At 59.1% G+C, this 20838-nt stretch carries 17 protein-coding genes; 16 read left to right on the top strand and 1 reads right to left on the bottom strand.

Going from position 1 to position 20838, the window contains the following annotated elements; all coding sequences use genetic code 11:
• The first annotated feature begins 4 nt into the window (after positions 1 to 4).
• The 16 genes from AACY42_RS10370 to AACY42_RS10295 all read left to right on the top strand — a co-directional run bounded on the left by AACY42_RS10370 (position 5) and on the right by AACY42_RS10295 (position 19074).
• Positions 5 to 208 carry a hypothetical protein gene (locus AACY42_RS10370; protein WP_339479089.1) on the top strand — a complete coding sequence of 68 codons (204 nt, stop codon included), beginning with the start codon at positions 5 to 7 and terminating at the stop codon, positions 206 to 208.
• Entirely contained in the window at positions 205 to 1797 is a 1593-nt protein-coding gene (locus AACY42_RS10365) for a portal protein (protein ID WP_339479088.1), read from the top strand. Before AACY42_RS10370 ends, AACY42_RS10365 begins: the two co-directional genes overlap by 4 nt.
• On the top strand, positions 1794 to 2033 hold the full coding sequence (locus AACY42_RS10360; RefSeq protein ID WP_339479087.1) for a hypothetical protein: 240 nt from the start codon (positions 1794 to 1796) through the stop codon (positions 2031 to 2033). The genes AACY42_RS10365 and AACY42_RS10360 overlap by 4 nt, the downstream gene beginning before the upstream one ends.
• Before the next feature lie 2 nt (positions 2034 to 2035).
• Positions 2036 to 2884, top strand: a complete 849-nt coding sequence (locus AACY42_RS10355; RefSeq protein WP_339479085.1) for a hypothetical protein — start codon at positions 2036 to 2038, stop codon at positions 2882 to 2884.
• Positions 2885 to 3080: 196 nt separating this feature from the next.
• On the top strand, positions 3081 to 3947 hold the full coding sequence (locus tag AACY42_RS10350; protein WP_339479083.1) for a phage capsid protein: 867 nt from the start codon (positions 3081 to 3083) through the stop codon (positions 3945 to 3947).
• A gap of 42 nt (positions 3948 to 3989) precedes the next feature.
• Complete coding sequence (locus tag AACY42_RS10345) at positions 3990 to 4514, top strand: hypothetical protein (RefSeq protein WP_339479081.1); 525 nt, start codon at positions 3990 to 3992, stop codon at positions 4512 to 4514.
• A gap of 73 nt (positions 4515 to 4587) precedes the next feature.
• Positions 4588 to 5175 (top strand): hypothetical protein, encoded by a 588-nt coding sequence (locus AACY42_RS10340; protein WP_339479079.1) that lies wholly within the window; start codon positions 4588 to 4590, stop codon positions 5173 to 5175.
• A complete protein-coding gene (locus tag AACY42_RS10335) occupies positions 5175 to 7325 on the top strand; it encodes a hypothetical protein (protein WP_339479078.1) in 2151 nt (716 codons plus the stop codon). The genes AACY42_RS10340 and AACY42_RS10335 overlap by 1 nt, the downstream gene beginning before the upstream one ends.
• Before the next feature lie 9 nt (positions 7326 to 7334).
• Positions 7335 to 7778, top strand: a complete 444-nt coding sequence (locus tag AACY42_RS10330; protein WP_339479077.1) for a GNAT family N-acetyltransferase — start codon at positions 7335 to 7337, stop codon at positions 7776 to 7778.
• 2 nt (positions 7779 to 7780) lie between these two features.
• Positions 7781 to 8299, top strand: a complete 519-nt coding sequence (locus AACY42_RS10325) for a hypothetical protein (RefSeq protein ID WP_339479075.1) — start codon at positions 7781 to 7783, stop codon at positions 8297 to 8299.
• Positions 8299 to 10320 (top strand): hypothetical protein, encoded by a 2022-nt coding sequence (locus AACY42_RS10320; RefSeq protein ID WP_339479073.1) that lies wholly within the window; start codon positions 8299 to 8301, stop codon positions 10318 to 10320. Before AACY42_RS10325 ends, AACY42_RS10320 begins: the two co-directional genes overlap by 1 nt.
• Positions 10317 to 12209: a hypothetical protein gene (locus AACY42_RS10315; protein ID WP_314383150.1), complete on the top strand. Its 1893-nt coding sequence runs from the start codon at positions 10317 to 10319 to the stop codon at positions 12207 to 12209. Before AACY42_RS10320 ends, AACY42_RS10315 begins: the two co-directional genes overlap by 4 nt.
• A 75-nt stretch (positions 12210 to 12284) precedes the next feature.
• Positions 12285 to 14729, top strand: coding sequence for a hypothetical protein (locus tag AACY42_RS10310; protein ID WP_339479070.1), 2445 nt, complete (start codon positions 12285 to 12287; stop codon positions 14727 to 14729).
• Between the two features lies 1 nt (position 14730).
• A complete protein-coding gene (locus AACY42_RS10305; protein ID WP_092348004.1) occupies positions 14731 to 15069 on the top strand; it encodes a hypothetical protein in 339 nt (112 codons plus the stop codon).
• On the top strand, positions 15059 to 16681 hold the full coding sequence (terL, locus tag AACY42_RS10300; protein ID WP_339479065.1) for a phage terminase large subunit: 1623 nt from the start codon (positions 15059 to 15061) through the stop codon (positions 16679 to 16681). Before AACY42_RS10305 ends, terL begins: the two co-directional genes overlap by 11 nt.
• 83 nt (positions 16682 to 16764) lie before the next feature.
• Positions 16765 to 19074 carry a hypothetical protein gene (locus AACY42_RS10295; RefSeq protein WP_339479064.1) on the top strand — a complete coding sequence of 770 codons (2310 nt, stop codon included), beginning with the start codon at positions 16765 to 16767 and terminating at the stop codon, positions 19072 to 19074.
• Between the two features lie 41 nt (positions 19075 to 19115).
• Here AACY42_RS10295 and AACY42_RS10290 read toward each other — a convergent pair whose 3' ends face one another.
• Positions 19116 to 20780, bottom strand: coding sequence for a D-glucuronyl C5-epimerase family protein (locus tag AACY42_RS10290; RefSeq protein ID WP_339479063.1), 1665 nt, complete (start codon positions 20778 to 20780; stop codon positions 19116 to 19118).
• Between the last annotated feature and the right edge of the window lie 58 nt (positions 20781 to 20838).

Genomic DNA, 20838 nt, shown 5'->3' with positions numbered 1-20838 from the left:
GACCATGGGCAGCAAACCGAAGGCACCAAAGGTTGTTGCGCAGCCTGACCCACAGGTCGAGGCACAGAAAGCCGCCGACCTGGCCGCGCAGAAGGCCAACGAAGAAACCGCCATCCGCAAGAAGCGCAAGGCCGAGAGCAGCCTGCTCTCCACCGGTGGCGCAGCGGGCAGTGTCATGGACCAAGGGAAAAGGACACTCGGCGCATGAACGCAGACCAGATCGCCAAAACGTTGAGCACCTTGAAGTCGCTGCGCTCGCCGCATGAGTCGGTCTGGCGCGATTGTTTCGACCACAGCTATCCCATCCGGGGCAGTGGGTTCTGTTCCGATCAGATCACAGCCATGGAAGCGCAGATGCGTAAGGCCAGGATGATCGATGGCACCACCACGGACGCGGCACGGATTCTGTCGTCCGGGATCATGTCGGGCCTGACCCCGGCCAACTCACTGTGGTTCGGCATGGACGTGGGGCAGGAAACCGAGGACGAACGCCGCTGGCTGGATGACTCGGCCGACATCCTCTGGCAGAACATCCACGCATCCAACTTCGACGCAGCCGCCTTTGAGGGGCTGATTGACGTTGTGTGCGCTGGGTGGTTTGCGCTGTACATCGATCAGGACATGGAGAAGGGCGGTTTTACGTTCGATCTATGGCCCATTGCGAGCGTGTACGCCTCGGCATCCAAGGCCGGCGGCAAGATCGACACCGTGTACAGGGAATACAAGCTGACCGCCGAACAGGCGGTGAACGAGTTCGGCGAAGAGAACGTCAGCGAGGCCACGCGCAAGCTGTCCAAGTCCAAGCCGCAGGAAATGGTTCGGTTCGTTCACGCGATCTATCCCCGCACCACTCACATGGTTGGCGCGCGGCTGGCCAAGAACATGCCAATTGCTTCCTGCAAGGTCGAGGTCGAGGCCAAGCACCTGGTCAGCGAGTCGGGCTATCACGAAATGCCAGTCGTTGTTCCGCGCTGGATGATGATCCCCGACAGCGTGTACGCGGTTGGTCCGGTGTTCGATGCCTTGCCTGATGCCCGTACCCTGAACGAGCTGTGCCGGATGGACCTGGCAGCCGGTGACCTGGCCATCGCCGGTATGTGGATCGCCGAGGATGACGGCGTGTTGAACCCGCGCACCGTCAAGGTGGGCCCTCGCAAGATCATCGTGGCCAACTCCGTAGACAGCATGAAGCCCCTGCAAAGCGGCTCAAACTTCCAGTACGCGGAAACGAAGATTGCTCGGTTGCAGGGCTCTATCCGCAAGATCCTGATGGCGGACCAGCTCCAGGCCCAGGACGGCCCGGCGATGACTGCCACCGAGGTGCATGTGCGGGTGAACCTGATCCGCCAGCTGCTGGGCCCGGTGTATGGCCGGCTGCAGACTGAGTACCTGCAACCCCTGATTGAGCGGTGTTTCGGCATCGCCTACCGCGCCGGCGTCCTTGGCGCTGCGCCTGAATCTTTGGCCGGCCGCAACTTCACCGTGCGTTACCTGTCGCCGCTGGCCCGGTCGCAGAAGCTGGAGGAAGTGACGGCCATCGACACGTTCATCCAGGGCGCGCTGATCGTTGCTCAGACCGACCCAACCGTGATGGACAACATCGACATGGACGAGGCCCAGCGCTTCAAGGGTGAGGCACTGGGTGTGCCTGGCTCTGTCCTTCGCAGCTCTGCCGATCGGGACAAGATCAGGGCTGAACGCGCCCAGGCCCAGCAGGAAGCCATGGAGCAGCAGCAACAACAAATGATGATGCAGCAGGCCGGTGAGGCCGCAATGAAACAGGGAGCCGCAGCATGACGCCTGAACAGACCGACGCGATGTTCAAGCGCGTTTTCGAGGAGCACCACGAAGGCGCCATGTGCCTTGACCTGCTGGTGCAGCGCTTCGCCAAGAACGCCTGCACCGTGGGCGGCATTGACGCCATCTTGACCACCTACAAGCAAGCCGGGGCCCGTGAGGTCCTGGACCACGTTGTAAACCGCATCAACCGCGCCAACGGCGTCCAAGCCGATCCCAACGATCAAGAGGAATAACGATGAACATGTTTATCCATGGCCGACTGGGCCATTTTTTCATGGCCGAGGCGGGCGAGGGTGGCGACCCATCCACACCGGCGGCGCCAGCTCCAGCACCTGCACCGTCCGGCTCAGTGCTGGACACCGGCAACACCGGTACCGACTACATCCCTGAGAAGTACCGCACCAACAAGGAGGATGGCACCCTTGATCTGGAAGCCTCGTCGCGCAAGGTTGCCGAAGCGTACAAGCACCTTGAAACCCGCATGGGGTCGGGCGACGTTCCGCCGAAGACTGCCGATGAATACGCGGTCAAGCTGGAAGGGGTCGAGGGCTTCGACTGGAACGAATTCAAGGCCGACCCTGACACGCAGTCATTTTTGAAGGGCGCGCACGCCAAAGGCCTGACCAATGATCAGGTCGAATACGTGATTGGCGAGTACATGAAGGCCGCGCCTGGCCTGATCGACGGTGGTGTGCAGCTCAACGTTCAGGATTGCACCGCCGCGCTCAAGGCGGTTTGGACCGACGACCAGGCCATGAGCCAAAACGTACGGGCCTCCTATCGTGCTGCCGAGGCGTTCGCCAGTGAGCCGGGCAAGCCTGGGAACTTCGCTGCGCTGCAGGCCAAGTACGGCAACGACCCGGACTTCATCGCCTTCACCGCCAACATCGGCAAGGAACTCAAGGAAGACACACCCATCAACGGCGGCGCGGTCAATGAGGCTGATTTCGAGGTCAAGACGTCCGAACTGCGCACCCAGTTGCAGACCCTTCCCGCGCATGATCCGAAGCGCAAAGGCATCCAGGCCGAGCTGGATGCGCTCTACGACCGCAAGTACAACGCACGCCAATCCCGCCTGGGCTGATTACAGCCGCAAATAGTCGGGAAACCGACACCCCCCATGCACAAACATCGCAGGCATCCCAGCAATGGGCCGGCCTGCGATGGCACGCAGACACCCGGAACGCCCCAGGCGCAGCAAAGCCGATGCACGCCAGGAATACCGGCCCGCGATGCGGACACCCGGCAGGCAATCCCTTATCTGCATTGGAGTGCATCGAATGTCCTTTCAAATCACAGAAGCCTTTGTCCAGCAGTACGGCGATAACTTCCGTCACCTGGCACAGCAAATGACCTCGCGGCTTGAAACCCACGTCACCATCGAGCCAAACATCGTTGGTATGTCCAAGTCCATCAACCGTCTGGGCCAGCGTACCGCCAAGCGCCGCACCACCCGCCACGGTGATACCCCAATCAACGACCAGCCACACAGCACGCGCTTTGTGGACCTGTTCGACTGGGAAGACGGCGACATGATCGATGACCAGGACAAGATCCGCATGTTGGTTGATCCGACCTCGGACTACGTCAAGGCCATGGTTTCGTCCCTGAACCGTGCCAAGGATGACGTAATTATCAGCGCATTCGGCGGCTTCTCTCGCTCCACCACCGGCAACATCATCCTGCCTACCAAGCAGAAGATCGCGGTCGGCGGCACTGGCTTGACCAAGGCCAAGATCATCCAGGCCCGCAAGCTGTTCCGTCAGAACGAAGCTGACAATCACAACGGCGAAGAGCTGTGCATCACCTATTCCGCGCAGGCTGCCGCCGACATTCTCGCCGACCCGACCTTGACCAGTGCTGACTACATGGCTGGCAAGTTCCTGGAAAGCGGAGACGTTGAAGGCAAGTGGATGGGCTTCACCTGGATTCCAAGCGAGCGCACTCCGCTGTCTGGTGGCACTCGCCTGCTCTACGCCTGGGCCAAGTCCGGCGTGACGCTGGGCAAGGGCGCCGATATCACCACCAAGGTAGGCGAGGATCCAGGCAAAGGCTTCAACGTGCGCATCTACGCAAAAATGTCCATCGGCTCTGTGCGGGTGGAAGAAGAGAAGGTTGTTGAAATTGCAGCAGCCGAAGCCGCGTAAGCGGCTTTAGCCCTTCTCCCAACCAGATCAGGAGCATGAATCATGGCAGTAGTTACCACCAAATCCACAGCCGTCACCAACGCTGACGCGCTCCCACAAACCCTGTCGCCGCAGCGTATCGACGGTGGCCGCCTGCGTGAGCGTGTCGGCGTCATCGAGGCCGGCGCTGCTGACTCTATCGGTTCCGTGTATCGCCTGATGCGCATCAACTCGGTGGATCGCGTCTCCCGCCTATTGCTGTCCTGCGATGCGATCACCACGGCTGCAGGGAACATCGGTCTGTACGACGTGACGGCAGTCAATGCTGGCGCCGTGGTTGACGCTGACTTCTTCGCCTCGGCACAGGATCTGTCTGCCGCCCTGGTGAATACGGACGTTACCCACGAAGCGGATGCGGCTGACGCAGGTGCTGGCTTCGGTCTGGCCGACGTCGAGAAACCGCTGTGGCAGGCGCTGGGCCTCGCTGCTGATCCGGGCAAACAGTATGACGTTGCTATCACCCTGACAGCCGCTGCAACTGGCGCCGGTACCGTTGGCCTCAAGCTGCAATACATCGACGGCAACTGATTCACGGGCCGCCAAGGAAGGCAAAACACTTACCGGGGCCCTGTGCCCCGGTCTTTTTATCTGGAGGTTGAGGATGACAATGGCCACCGGTGTATCGATCTGTTCCAACGCGCTGCTGATGCTTGGATCGCAGACCATCAACGACTTTGCTGACCAACTGAATCTGGACCGGGCGAAGCTTTGCGCAAACCTGTACCCGACCGTGCGCGACGATCTGTTGCGCTCTCACCCCTGGAACTGCTGCATCAAGCGGGCAGTTCTGGCCCCTGACGCTGTTGCGCCTTTGTTCGGCTACTCCCACGCCTTTGAGCTGCCCGCCGACTTCTCCCGCGTCCTGGAGGTCAGCACCAACGGCTGCATCATTGACCACCTGGTGGAAGGCCGGACTATCCAGGCCAACACCACGGTGCTCGAGCTGCGCTATGTGTTTCGCAACGAGGTTGAAAACACGTGGGACGCGCACCTGGTGGCGCTTGCCACTCAGGCCATGTGTGCAGCGCTGGCGTATCCAATCACCCAGTCGACCGCCAAGCAGGCCGGCGAAGAGCAAAAGCTTGAGCTGATGATGCGTCGAGCCCGCGCCGTGGATGGCCAGGAAGATCCACCGCAAACCCTGGGTGATGAACGCCTTCTTGCCTCGCGATTCGGGAGTTACTGGTAATGGCTCGCCTGACGCTCAATCAAACCAACTTCACCGCCGGCGAGGTATCCCCGCGGATGCTGGGGCGTGTCGATATCGCCCGCTACCAGAACGGCGCCGAAATCATCGAGAACGCTTGGCCTGTCATCCACGGTGGTTGTGTGCGACGTGACGGCACGCTGATGTGCGCGCCAGCCAAGTTCCCGGACAAGAATTGCCGGCTTATCCCATACGTGTTCAATACCTCGCAGGCGTACATGGTTGAGTTCGGCGATCTGTACGTCAGGATCTTCTTTGCAGATGGCAGCTACAGCGGCATCGAGCTGGTTAGCCCCTACAGCCACACCATGCTTGACCGCATGGACTATGTGCAGGGCGCGGACACGATGTTCATTTTCAACACGACGGTGCCTATCCACAGGCTTCGCCGGATCACCAACACCGAGTGGAGCCTTGCCCCAGCACCATTTGTGACCAAGCCCTTTGACGAAAAGGGCATAGATTTTCTGACCCTGTTTACGATCAGCGCGCCGACTGTAGGCGTCGGGCGAACCGTTACCGCGGCGGAGCCGGCCTTCCTGGATGCCGACGTCGGCCGTGAAATTTGGTCAGGTGGCGGGGTGGCCAAGGTCACAGCCGTTACCAGCGCAACCGTAGCCACCGTCGAGGTGGTTAATGCGTTCAGCGCCACTACTCGGCCGACCTGGTCTTTGAAGGGATCGCCCCAGACCACCAATACCCTCAGTGCGTTCTCACCTGTTGGCGGTGTCGTGACCATGACGCTCGGTGTTCCTGGCTGGCGCTCCAGCGATGTGGGCAAGTTCGTCAAGATCAATGGCGGGTTGCTGGAAGTCACGGTCTACACCAGCCCGACAGTGGTGTCTGGCGTCATTCGCACGGCACCAACATCCGCTGTTGCCTCTCCGGCCAACGCCTGGTCGCTTGAATCATCGGTTTGGAATGATGTGGACGGCTACCCTGGCGCGGGCACGTTGTACGAACAGCGCCTTGCCCTGGGCGGTTCGCCGAACTTCCCCCAAACAATCTGGGAGTCGCGCACCGGGGAATATCTGAACTTCGAACTTGGTACCAAGGACGATGACGCGATCTCCTACAACCTGTCCTCCGACCAGATAAACCCAATCCTGCACATCGGGCAGATCAACGCCTTGATCCCGCTGACCTACGGCGGTGAATTCACGGTAAGCGGTGGGGTTGAGAAGGCCATAACCCCGACCAACATCCGCGCCAAAAACCCATCCGTGTACGGCTGCAACCGTGTTCGCCCGGTGCGCATCGGCAACGAGCTGTATTTCGTCCAGCGCGCCGGCCGCAAGCTGCGCGCCATGGCCTACAAGTACGACTCCGACACTTTCGGATCACCCGATATGTCCGTGCTGTCCGAGCACGCCACCAAGTCCGGCATCGTCGATATGGCCTACCAGCAGGAACCTGAATCCATTCTGTACCTGGTTCGGGCGGATGGCGTCATGGCCACTATGACCGTGGACAGGGATCAGGATGTCATCGGCTGGGCCCGCCAAACCACAGATGGGGCTTTCGAGTCGGCAGCTGCAATCCCTACAGGTAACGGGGATCAGGTGTGGACGGTAGTGCGCCGCACCATCAACGGCCAGAACGTGCGCTATATCGAGCGGTTCACCGCTGACGTGCGTGTTGATTCTGGTGTGAATGCCACCAGCGTCGAGGGTGCCACTGTCTGGGGTGGGCTTGGGCATCTGGAGGGGAAGATGGTCGACATCGTCGCGGATGGCGTTGTGATGCAGCAGCAGCTGGTTACCGCGGGCCAAGTCACCATTCCGCGCAAGGCCTTCGCTACATCGATCGGTCTCAACTTCAAGACGCGAATCAAGACCTTGACGCCAGAGGTGTCCGGCAACACCGGCAGCGCCCAGGGCAACAGCATGCGTATTGGCGAGGTCACGCTGCGCTTTCTCGAAACCATCGGCTGCAAGATCAACGGCCAGACCATCGCATTCCGTGACCTGGGCCCGCAGATCCTCGACAAGCCGCCCGTGCTGTTTACCGGCGTGCATCGACTGGAGAACCTTGCGTGGGATCGGGGTCAGGCCACGCTGGAGATTGTGCAAGACCAGCCACTGCCGTTTCACCTGCTCAACGTCATCAAGAAAATCACGATCAACGACTGAGGTAAGACCATGATCAGGCCCGCCAAACATTCCGACGTGCCCAGGCTGATCGAGCTGGGCACGCTGCTGCATTCCACCACCAGCTATTCGGCCATGAGCTTTTGCCCGGATAAGTCGGCCGCATTCCTGCATGAGCTGATCAATGGCCAGGGGGTTGTGTTCGTGGCCGAAGTGCGCGGCGAGGTGGTCGGTGGCATGGCCGGTGCCGTGACTGATCAGTGGTTCAGCAATGACTTGATCGCCTACGACTACTCGCTGTTCGTTGAACCATCCAAGCGCAATGGCGTGATCGCTGTTCGCCTGATCCAGACGTTCAAGGAATGGGCAAGGCTCAAGGGCGCGAAGCAAATTTACATGGGGATCGGGACCGGCGTGAGCGTCGAAGGCACGACCCGGCTGTATGAGTCACAGGGCCTGCGCAACATCGGCCCGCTTTTGATGATGGAGATCTGATCATGGCAGTAGGTGCTGTAGGGATGGCCGCTTATGCGGCAATGGCGGCCGCGACGGTCTACTCGGTTTATTCGACCCAGCAGTCAGGCAAGCAGGCCCAGCTCAATGCGAACGCCCAGGCCGACCAGGCGCAGGCGGATGCCGACACGGCGGCCAGCGCCGCGGTGGTACAGGCTGATCGCATCCGCAGGCTTGCGCGCAACCAGGCCAGTGAGGCCAATGCCGCCCTGGCCGCCTCTGGCGTTGAGACCGGCGCCGGTACGGCGATCAACATCAACGAGGAAATCATAGGCAATGCCGAGGAAGATGCGGCGCTGACCATATTTAACGGCCAAAACCAAAGAGCCCGAGGCTACGCCGACGCGAGCAACTACAGCCTGGCGGGCAGTCAGGCGCGTTCGGCTGCGAACTCGCAATCCATCGGCACCGTGCTCAACGCCGGCGCCAACGCCGCCATGTCTTGGAAGGCGTCCGCCGCCGGCAAAAATGGCACCGTGACGAAAGTAGGGGGGAACGGCTAATGGCACAGATTCCGCTGGGTAACTTCGCACAAACCCGCGTGCTGCCAGAGGCTGCGCAGAACCGCGTCATCACCGTGGACAACCGTGGGCAGGCTCAGGCAGCGCAGCAGGCAGCCAGCACCATCCAGAACGCAGCGCTTGGCGTCCTGGACAATATCAACAAAGAGGATCAGGCCCTTGCTCGAGTAAAGGCCAGCAACGCGCTGATCGATCGTGAATCGCAAATCAAGACCATTGCCACGGAGCTGGACGAGCAGATGCGCACTGGGCAGTTGCCCTACGAGAAGTCCGAAGAGGCCTTCACCAGTGCAGTATCGAAGCTCGACCCTCTGGAAACTCCTGGTCTTGATGAGGCGCAGCAGGGTGAGATAGGCAACTCGCTCAAACGCATTCAATTGGGCGGCCTGGACAGTATCCGCGCATCAGCCGCCAAGGGGCGAATTCAGTCAGCTCGGAGCGACCTTACGTCCCGTATGGATATGCTGGGTAAAGACGCCGCACTACCTGGGGCAAACGTCGAGCAGATCAATGCCCGGATGGACGCCGAAGATATCGACGTTGCTGGGCGCCTGGCATTCGGCGAGGCCTGGGCCAGCAAGAAACAGGAATTCAAGGACGGCAACTGGACCACGCACGCGACACAGCGCGTCATCGAGTCCCGCGAAAGCATCGGTAGCCTTCAAAAGCTGGAGCATGACCTGACCGCCGAGGACGGTTTCTACGCCCACAAGCTTGACCCAGAGAAGCGTAACCAACTGCTCAACACGGTGAGCGGTCGCATATTCCAGGTGAAGGAACACCAGCAGCGCCAGGCGGAAATGCGGGAAGTGAAGGCCGAGCGGATCCTTTCGCAGATGGACCGGCAGGCCTCTACGGGCGTTCCGCCAACCCCGGCAGATCAGCAGCGGTGGAAGGCCGCGCTGTCCGGCACCTCTGCTGCCGGCGAGTTCAACACCCGCATGCAGGAAATGACGCAGGTGCAAGGACTGCTCCGGCAGCCCCCCGCAGTTGCCCAGCAGCTGATTGACCGGCAGCGCCAGCAGATGCAGGCCAACGGTGGCAGTGTTGCCCAGCAAGCCAATCTGGATCGTTTGCAGGCGGCGGTGGATAACAATACCAAGATGATGCGCGAGAACCCGCTGACGTTTAACGCAATGCGAACCGGCGCCGATGTGGCGCCTCTTGACGTTTCGGGAATCGCCAGCCCCGAAGGTCAGCAGAAGCTGGGCGAGCAGATCGCCGAGCGCTTCGACGTGGTCAACGCCGTGCGCAAGGCATACGGCCCCGAAGTCAACCGCAACCCATGGAAGCCGGAAGAGCAGACCATGCTGTCATCACTGATCAAGCAGGCCGACGACGGGACCAAACTGCAGTTGTTCGGCGCCATTGCTGCATCATCGCCAACCGGCGCCGACTATGCCGCCGCTATCAAACCTCTGGTGGCCGATGACCCCATCGTCACGCTGGCCGGAATGGCTCAATTCCGTGGACTCAAGGGCGCCGACGGCACTGACGTTCCCCGCACGCTGCTGTCCGGTGCGAAGGTGCTGACGGACAAATCTACCCCCATGCCCAAAGATGCCATGTTCCGCGAAGCCTTCGATGGTTCGGTGGGCAACTCGCTGGTTCCGGGTACTCCGCAGCGGGAACAAGCCTACCTGGCCTTCAAGTCGTTGTACGCGGGAATGTCCGGGCCCAAGGGCGTCAAGCACGACGGCCCATCACCTGACCTTGACAAAGACCTGGCGGAACAGGCCGCAGAAATGGCAACCGGCGGCATCATGGAAAGAGGCGGTGCCAAGGTCATCAAGCCTTACGAAATGGATGAAGGGACGTTCGATGCCTTGGTGGATATGCAGCTGGAGGGCCTGGCTATGCACAGCAAGCTCCCTATCAGCCAGCTTGAAGACATGCCGCTGTCGCCGGTACCAGGCAAGGAAGGCTCCTATTACCTGATGAATGCAGGCCGGGTGCAGGTAGACCCGCAAACCAATCAACCCATGGTGGTGAAAGTCAAATGAGCTGGTTAGACGGGATGGTCGAAGAAGGTGAAGCCGCGAGCCAGGATCAGCGGCTGGACCGAACCGCCGAGAAACTCAAGCCGGGTTTCTTTACTGGTGCCCTGGATGTGGTCGGGCCGAACTTGCTGCGCGGCGGGATTGAGGCAGGCACTGCAATTGAGTCCGGCCTCAGCTCTGTGTGGCAGGGCGGCCTCGATGCGGCTGCCGAGCTGTTGCTACCTGAGCCGAAGTTCGGCGGCAAGCCAAACGTAACCAGCGCGGAGGAATCCAGCCAGGAAGCCCTGGGCGTGGGCGTGGGCGAAATGGCCAAGGAATACCGGCCAGATCCTACCGAGGTTGGCGTGGCGGGCCAGATCATTGGAGAGGCTGCCGCCATTCTTCCGCGAACGCTGGCGGGTGCCGTCCTGGGCGGGCCTGTCGGTGCCGCCGCTGCTGCTGGCGGACCTGCCGGCTACTCTCGCAAGCGCACGGCCATGGAAGAAGGTATTGACGAAAATACGGCCACTTGGCTGGGTGTTACTGAGGGGGCAGTAACCGGCGTGGGGGCAGCGATCCCCGCCGCAGGCTTTGCCAAGTCCTTTTTTGGTGACGCGGCATTGGCTGTTGGTGCCAACGTTGGGCTGGGCATGGCTCACCGGGGTGTTTCGGCAGAGCTTCTTGACTCCGGCGGTTATCACGCCCAGGCCGCGCAATACCGGGCAATGGATGGTACGGCTATCGCTACTGATGCCATCTTGGGGGCGGCCTTCTTTGGCATTGGTCGAGCCACAATGCGCCGGCCTTCAACCGAACAAATCGACGCTGCGCTGGCAGATCGCAACGCCCAGCACGCCGATATCGACACCGCTCCCGGCGCGCCAATTGACGCCCGGTCAGCGGTCGCACACCAAGACGCGCTCCGGGCTGCCATTGACGCGATCAACCGTGGCGAACCCGTGGTGCTGCCGGACAATATCCAACGGGCATCCTTCCTGCGCGATCTTGATGAATCTCCCGTAATCGCCCCAGGCCGTGATCAGGCCCTGGCCAGCGCACGGGAAGAGCTGTTGCCGATCGTTCGCGCCGAGACGGAGCAGGCCGCCGCTGGCAGCTTGCCGAACGTGAAGGACGTGAAAGCCGAGCTGTCCGCCGTAACCCGCAGCATTGAAGGGCTGGACAATACTTTCCGCGCTCGAGCAAAAGAGTTACAGGGCCAGGGCATGGGGCGCAAGCAGGCCGAGCAGGCCGCCCGCCAGGCCATTGCCGACGAGCGCGCCCAATTGGCCGACCGCCAGTCAGCGTTGACGGAAAGCCTGGACGGCAACCGCTCAGCCGAACAGGCCCGTGCCGACCTGAATGCATTGGATCGGGGCGAGACTCCTTCCCGGTTTGAAGATCGATTCAGCGCGCGGGCCGATGAAATCATTCAGGGCTTCCGACGTAAGCCGCTGGCTGATGGAGTGGCGGGGGCTCGCAGGACCCCAGCCCCGCGCCAAATCAACGAGCGTGCGGCACGCGAAGAACTCGACACCCTGATCAGAGAGCATGACGCGACGTTGCCGCGGGAGGCGGAGCCGGCACCAACACCCAGGTCCGACTTACCACCTGGTGGTAAACCGGCTGAGCCAGAAGTTGCCGCCCCAGATAAATCAGGGCCTGACGTGGTAAACGCTGCTGGTAAACCATCTGGTGATGGCAAACCAGCCGCTGAATCACCCGAGCTGCAGTTGCTGCGCGGCGCGGTGGCTAAGAACCCGGAGGCGATGGTGCGCACCGGCTACGACGCTGACGGCAACCCAACCAGCGCCCGCGCCGATCAGGTGCTGGCCGAGATTGAGGCAGAACACGCCGCCGGCACTCGCGAAGCATCCTCCTACATGGCAGCCGTTGGCTGCTTGCTGGGCCTGTAACGCCATCCCAAATAGTCGGGAAACCGTCTACCCCACCACCATAGGCTTGCTTCCAATCTCACTGGAGGCAAGCCCATGGCCATGCGTGCCGATTGCATCAAACAAGTCGAGGCGGCCATAGGCCGACCCCTCAAGGCGGCGGAAGCCAAAGCCATCGAAGACAAGATCAGTTTTCACATCCGCGATCTTGCCCGCACCGATCCGTCAAAATTTAACGCAATGACCGAGCAGCAACGCCAGCTCGCCGCCGCCCAGGCCGCGATGGTCGATCACATTGCGTCCGTGGACAAGGCCGCCCAGCGCAAGGGCCAGAACCTGCTGGCGCAAACCCGAGAACTGGCCAACCAGGAAGCGCGCGCGGCGGTTATTGGCGGCAAGCAGCCGTTCACGTCGGCGCTATTCGAGCGCCTGCGCCAGGTTGACAGCCGTATCAAGGGCGAGCGTAACCGGGCGTTCAGTTCGATCATGGAAACCATCGACGCCGCCGCGCCCAAGCTCCTGGGAATGATCACCAACAAGGCCGCAGAGCGCGACTTTGTGCATGAGGTGTTCGGGCGTGACACTGGCAACCAGCTGGCAGCGAAGGGGGCGAAGGTCTGGCGGGAGCAGATGGATGCGTTGCGGGAGCGCATGAACGCCGCCGGCGCGATGATTGGCCGGCTTGATTACGGCTGGTTGCCGCAACCCCATAGTCTGGTGAAGGTGCGCGCCGCAACCGCTGACGCCTGGGCCGCGTTCGTTATGAATCGGCTAGACCGAAAGCGCTACCTGAACGAAGACGGTACGCAGATGAATGACGCCCAGGTAACGGACTTCCTGCTGGCTGCCCATGAAACCCTGAAAACCGATGGGTTAAACAAGATGACGCCAGGCGCTGCTGGTGGCGCAAGCCGTGCGGCCAAGCACGACGAGGCCCACCGGCAAATCCACTTCAAGGACGGTGACGCCTATCTGGAGTACATGCGCGACTTCGGCCCAACATCCGTGTTTGAGGCGATGCAGGGCTCTGTACATGCCCAGATCAAAGATACGGTAATGATTGAGCAGCTCGGCCCCAATTCTGCACAGACCTACCGCCTGCTGCACGACACGGCCAAGGTGAAGGACGGTGTCGGCGATGGCTTTTTCTCCGGTACGGAATTCGGTGCCACCCCGGATATGGTGTGGAACGTACTGAATGGCAGCCTCGGCGTTCCGGTAAATGCGCGCTTTGCCGAGTTCAACCAGGGGATCCGAAATTTCATGGTCGCGGCCAAGCTCCAGTCAACCCTGATTGCCTCTGTGATAGGCGACATTCAATCGATGGCCATCACCAGCGCCTACCACGGACTGCCGATCGGCAAAACACTGGTGAGCGCCCTCAAGAGCGTTTCCAAGGACTACCGCGCCGAGGCCAACCGCATGGCCATCGGCCTGGATAGCATCACCAACGACATGGTGACGTTCCACACTGACAACCTGTCGGCGGGTTGGACCTCGAAGCTTGCCAACGCAACCATGAAAGTGACCCTGCTGGAGGGTTGGACCACTGCAATGCGGCGCGGCTTCTCGGTGTCGATCATGTCGCGCATGGCTGCAGATACCCGCGGCGCATGGGGATCAGACCCCAAGCTGCAAAAGCGGCTTGAGGTGTACGGCATTACCAAAGAGGACTGGGCCGTATGGCAGGCTGCAACCCCAGAAGACTGGCGCGGGCAAGCTATGTTGACGCCGGAGTCCATCGCATCGCTGCAAGGCTTTAGCGCCAAACAGAAGAACGATGCCGTTGGCAAGCTGCTGGGCTATATCCAAAACGAATCCGAATTTACATCAATCCTACCTGGAATCATGACCCGGGCGACCATGCGTCAGGGCACCCAGTCGGGCAGCCTTGGCGGTGAGTCCCTGCGCCACCTGACGCTGTTCAAGTCCTTCGGTGTGGCGATGTTCGAACGCCACTGGAAGCGTGCTTCGCAGATCGAGTCAACCGCCGGCAAGCTGGCGTATTCCGCGTCGGTGTTTACTGGCCTGCTGATGGCTGGGGCAATGACCAACCAGCTTATGGACATCATGAACGGGCGCGACCCGCGCAAGATGAACGACGGTAAGTTCTGGCTGCAGGCCGCGCTACGTGGGGGCGGCGTGGGGATCTTTGGCGACATCCTGAACACGGGCCTTGGCGGCGATAACCGTGGTGGCCAGTCGAACCTGACGGGGCTGCTGGGGCCTGTGTACGGCACGGCTGCGGACCTTGGGCTGACGGCCGGCAGCGTGTTCAAAGAGAAAACAGAGCCGGCTGACGTGGGGGCGAACCTGCTACGCCTCGGCTACCAGAACACGCCATTCCTGCGCAACTGGTACACCAAGGCGGCATTCGAGCATGCGGTTTTTCATGACATGCAGGAACAGCTATCGCCCGGCTACCTGCGCAGGATGAAGCGCCGTGCAAAAAAAGACTTCGGGCAATCGTTCTGGTGGGAGCCGGGCGAGGCAACGCCAGATCGCGCTCCAAACCTTGGCACCGCTGTAGGAGACCGCTGATATGCGCGACGATCAAATCACCCGCCTGCAAGCCCTGAGCGAACGCCTGGGAGAGGTTGTCATCACCGAAGTCGACCCGCACAACTGGCCCGGAGCCGAGAAGGTGCCGGCAGAGCTTACCCAGCAAGAACGTGGCGACCGATACTGGTGCAAGAAGAACGCCGCCGCCACCATGACGCTGCTGCTCAAGGTGGTGAACATCGCCGGCATCATGAACAGGCAGAAGCCGGCACCGGACGCTGGTCACGCTGTAGACGAGTTGGACGGCGAACTGGCTGCCGCTGAACGTGAGGCCCAGGCCATCATCGAGCGGATGCAGAAGGCCGGGAATGTCCACTGACCCAGACAAGAAAGTCAGCCTGCTGGTTTTCTTCATGCTGTGGGCGCGGCGCATGCGTTGGGATGTGCCGGATATCCACGTTCGTGCACTGATATGGCTGGAGGCCAAAGGGTCTCTGGCCGTTTTGCGTTGTTTTCGGGGGTTCGGCAAGTCGACGTTGCTGGCGATTTACAACGCCTGGCGGTACTACAAAAACCCGACCGATCGGATATTGCACCAATCCGAATCTGACCCAACGGCCTACAAGACCAGCCGCGACACCCAAAACGTCATCCGCAATCACCCACTGACCCGCCATCTGTTGCCGCCCAACCAGGGCACGGTAGAACAGTGGTGGGTTGAAGGTGCGTCCGACTTTCGTAACGCATCGATGTTTGCCAAAGGGATCCTTTCTAACGTCACATCGGCGCGCGCGGACGAATGCCAGAACGATGACGTCGAGGTGCCGCGCAACATCCAGACCCCAGAGGCGCGTGAAAAGCTGCGCTACCGCCTGGGCGAGCAGACGCACATCCTGGTGCCAGGCGGGAGCAAGTTGTACATCGGCACGCCGCACACCCACGACAGCCTGTACGACGAGCTTGAGAGCATGGGCGCCGACTGCCTCACCATTCGCATGTTCGCCCTGGAGCACCGGATAGAGGACGCCAAACACAATGCCTACGACGTGCCTTTCGTGCCGGACGTGGTGTTCTCTGGCATTGGAAAGCATGCCCGTGTGCTGGTGCTGGGCACGGATTACCAGCAGACGAAAACCGGTATCGCCTTTTTCACGCCGCCCGGCACGCTGGTGGACTGCTACGCCGGCAGCGCCTGGCCCGAGCGTTTCGACATGGCGACCCTGGAAACTCGGCGCCGCGAAACCCGCACCATTAACGAATGGGATTCGCAGTATCAGCTCCACTCGAAACCCGTCACGGAGGTTCGCTTGGACCCTGCGCGCATCATCCCCTATGACGTCCAGCCCACCATGCGCTATGCCAACGGGGCGGCAGCCATGTTCCTGGGGTCTACGCAGATCGTCGGCGCCGTCGCTTACTGGGACTGCTCACTGGGTAAGATCAAGTCTGACGCCTCGGCCTTCTCCTTGATCCTTACCGATGCCCGCGGCCAATTGTATTGGCACCTGGCCGTTGGCCTCACCGGGGAAATCGCGGAATTCGACGACAAGGACCGGATCATAGGTGGCCAGGTGCACCAGATCCGCGAACTGGTCATCAGGCACCAAATCCCCCGTGTCATCATCGAGACCAACGGGCCGGGCGGGTTCGCTCCCTCGATCCTCAAGCAGGCATTGAAGGGCACTGGGTGCGGGGTAGGGGAAGAGCATTCCAGCACCAACAAGCAGAAACGAATCCTCGACGCCTTCGAATCCCCGCTATCAGCCCGCTTCCTGTGGGCCCACGTCGACGTGTTGCGCACGATCTGGGATCAGATGCGCGACTTCAACCCAGCGCTCACTAACCAGGAAGACGACTACATCGATTCCGGCGGCGGCGCGATCAGCCAAACCCCCGTGCGCATTGGGCGAATAGTCGGGAAACCGACAGAGGCTCGGCGTGACGATTGGCGCCCAGATGCGGGCGTGCATGAGGTTCAAGTGGACTACTAGCCCGCGACCACCAGAGGGCGCAGAGCATGTCAGTTCAACCAGGACCAACCGAGAAACGATACGCCGCAAATGGCGTATCCCTTATGTACCCCGTCCCTTTTCTGGTCATCGAGGCCGGCGACCTCCAAGTACTGCTTAACGGCAGCCTGCTCACCTCGGGATTCACTCATGTAGGGGTTGGCCTGCCGATCAGCTACATCGAATTCACCTTGCCGCCTACAGGCGACCTTCTGCTGCAACTCAACGTTCCGTTTCAGCGCCTGGTGGACTACCAAGAAAACGGCGACTTCCTGTCATCCACGGTAAACCGTGACTTCGACAGGATCTGGCAAGCGCTAAAGCAGCTGCTCAGGACCACCAGCCGCTCGCCCGTTCTGGGCATCAATGACATTGACGGCGAAGGGTTCTACAGGGCTAAAGGTAATGGCCTGATTGATCTTGCGTCGGCTGATGGCTTGGACAGCGCGGCCACGAACTGGAAGGACGTTAAAGACCTGGTGGCGCAGGTGCTTGAAACAGGCCAAGGTCCGATCAACAACGCTGCCAATGTCGTTTATACCTATCCAGACAACACGGTCCATGTTGTACAGGACCTGTCCGGAGCTACAGGGGCCAGCGGCATCGGCGCCCCCGGCGGGACCGTGGGGGACTATCTTCCGGCGCGTGTTCATGTGCGGAAATTCGGAGTCATCGGCGATGGCGTTGCTGATGACTCGACAGCCTTGGAAAATGCCATTCTCGCGGGCGTTCCAATCGATTATGGCAACTTGAATATCCGCATCACCAGAGCGCTAGGAAACCAGGCAACCATTCTCGGTGCGATTGACTGGAAATCGAACGGCGCAAGGGTTTTCATGGATTCGGCGGTTATTACTGAGTCCGTGATGTATTTCGCTGTCCTTCCTCTTTACCACCGGATTGAGGGTGTTCTCCAGATCGACGGAGGAGCAAAGGCTTTCGCTGGTCTGTACATCAGGAATAACTCCACCGACTTCTACCCATTGGGATACGGATCTTTATACGCTGCAGATTTGCGGGTAAAGAACATTCGCCGAGCCGACGCAACCTACTTCAACGGAGACGGCATTCTGATACGAGGCGGCTTCTCGACGGTCACTCTTGTTCGCCCGGTCGTAGAGAACGTAATGCTGGCGCCTGGTGCCGGCACGACTGGAGTTGTCGGAGTGTCTGGCATTGTCATTTTCGGCAATAGCGACGGAGTCGGCTATCCAAGGACTGTCAATATCATTGACCCCATTATCGACACTGTAGGCAGTGAAGATCCGGCACAACAGGACGATATGGATGGAATCCGGGTGTTCGGCCCGGCCTCGGTTACTGGGGGAACGGGCGCTATAGACAGCACGTTCAATATCGTCCGGGGTGTCTTCAGGAACTGCTTTGGGCGAAGCATCAAGTCGCAGATGACGAATGGTGTTGTGAGTGGTTCGAAATTTATTCGAACAGCCGGACCGGCCTCCGGTTTTGGGAATGAGGAAATCGCTTTCCAGCAGGGAGCAGGATTCGTAGAGGATATTACATGCCTGTACTATGGCGGAAACGTACCGAACACGGTGATTAACGGTGGAGAAGGAACAACTGAGCGCAAACGGCCATCCCTTAAGGTCAGTGGCGTGTACGTCGCCAACCATTCTTTGCCAGCTATCCCGCAGATCGTTCAAACGTTCTCACCAGGCATCAGCACAGGCCTAATTATCGTCGAAGACATCGAAGTGCAAGGCCCTGTTGATCGCGTTGTTGATTATCTGGTAAACGGCGATTTGAACTCTCTCAGGATAGCCAGCATTACCGTAGACAACCTGACCACTGAGCTTGTACGGGCCAAGACAAGCGGGTCGTCTTCCCCATTTGGAGCGAAGGTTTACGCAGAAAACTGCATCAATACTGGCGTAGTGAGGCCTCTTCTCACGCATCGTGTAGCTGGCAATGCAGTGACAACCGAGCTTAGCGAATATGGGTGCTCTGGTTTTACGCGTAACGGTTCTGCTGACACGTTCTTGCCAAACCCTGGTAGCGTCATGAGGCCATACGCAATTGCCGGTGAGGGACAGACCGTAGGCGGCAGCATGCGACCTCAGGCTATTTCTATACCGGCTGGAGGAACTGTGCAGCTACCAGCTCACGGTATAAACGGGGGGGTATGCCTTGCATTAATCTCGTTCAATAGAACAAATCAGTCACAGGCCGTGGTAGCGATTTCGGCTGCCGGCGTGGTATCGATGTTTATTGGTAGCGAAGTAACAGTGGGTTCCACTACTGAGCCTGCGACTGGGCTTTTCCGTATTTGGTCGCAGGCTGGCGGTGGAGGAATGGTGAATATAAAAAATACCGACTCGTCGGCACGGGTTGCCACTGTTTTTAGCTTTGGGTGAGCGGCAAGCGCGCCGATGAAATCGGGTCGGCGCGCAACTTGTCATCGTTCTGATGTTTTGATTTCTGTTATCTCAGTTACATCCTTATCGAAAGAGATAAGCGCGTATTTTCCATTTACTCTGATTCGCTCACCTGAGTGGATTGGTATAGACTTTTCAGGGCTCCAGGTTTTCATGTTCCAGCTATTTTTTATTCTGAAATTTGCATCCTTGGCTCCGTTCCCTGAAACACGCAGGTAGGGCTTGCCTTTTTCCATGGGTACGAATACCCATCCAGCGCAGCGGATTTCCATCGTTGTCTCAGGGTTGCCGTCGAGCGCACTGTTAAGTACGTAAATTATTTCGTTCGTGCCAGACTCTCGGCGATGGTTGCACTCGTCGGCTATTGGCGCAAGTTCAATGTCTTTTCGTATCGCCATGAGCGAGGTGATAGCCGTTATTCTGTCACCTTTCTTAAACTCTAACTCTAGTTTGTCAGCCTCGACTGGCCATTTAAAATTTGCGTCCATCCAAAGCTTGTCGTTATTTCTAACTTCCTTGAATCCAACAACCCGTCCACGGCGGTATGCTGTTAAATCAAAATCTATAGGGCGTCTGGCCAGGTCTAGGGCATCAACAGCAACACCTTTAAAATGTGTTGGTTTTTGAGGCGTTATTGTAAATGTCGTTGGGAATTCATTAGTTGTCCAAGAGGCCCCAAACAGAAGCGCTTTTGCTCGCTCCGGGCCATTTGTTTTGCTATTTACCGAATAGGATGCCTCATATTTATCTGAGTTCATTTCGTATGACTGAAAGTGTGAGGCCCACTTCAGAAAGTCAGAGTCTCCAGAATACTGGTACATCCATAGAAGCTGGCTAACATGCAAGGAATTATAGCCGCCGCGCTCTGCTGTTCGTCTTGTTGGTGCGGGCCAGTCTACGGAGTAAAATGAAATGAACCCTCCATCAAATTTGGGGAGGTCCCGTTTAACTGCGGCAACCCCTTGCTTTATCAGCTCGCTCCATCGAGGATCTTTAGTGATGTCGTAAATATCCGTTAAACCCATTAGTGCAGTAATGTGCCCGTTTAGCACTTTGTAGCTTCGGCCATTTGGGTCGGGCGCTTCCTCGATCCATGTAACACCGTTATCAAAGGTCACAACACCACCGCTCTTGAGGTCGTGGAGGTATGTCTCCATCGCTGCATCCGCTGCGGCCTTATACTTTGGGTTTTCCGTGACAGCGTGTGCCCTGTAGAGAATCCCAGCAATACGAGCTTGACCGATCCCAGAAATCCACCCCGGAGCTAAATCAAAGTACTGATTGTGGAATGGATAGGTCCATATAGCCATGCCGTTCTTTGTGATCGCTTCCTCCAAATACCAATCAGCAACGCGCAGAAACTGAGACTTTAGTTTTTCATCAGTGCACTTTGTATCTCTCCAGTCACGATAAAGAGCGTTGGCAAAGTTTGAATTGAAGTAAGGGTTGGCCCATTTACCAAGGTTATTGTAGTTTGTCCCATAATCGAAAAGTGTGATGCCATCTTCTCTTAGAGAAAATTTCCCATGCGTTGCATAGTAGTGACCTGATGCGCGCAAGGTTCGTGGCGCAACCTCAATGCCTGGGCAGGCCGAGACAACATCTTTTGTTACGGTTTCACTTGAATAAGCCTGTTGCGCTGCGCAGAAAAGCATTGCAGCTAAGAATGTCTGCTTCATGTCCATGAGAATTTTCTATTTCCTGAATGTATGCAGTGTTAGGCGGCGGACCTTACACCACGGG

Source organism: Pseudomonas sp. RL_5y_Pfl2_73 (assembly GCF_963970515.1).
GTDB lineage: Bacteria > Pseudomonadota > Gammaproteobacteria > Pseudomonadales > Pseudomonadaceae > Aquipseudomonas.
Note: the sequence above shows the minus strand (reverse complement) of the source record. Positions and strands in the feature narration are given on the sequence as shown.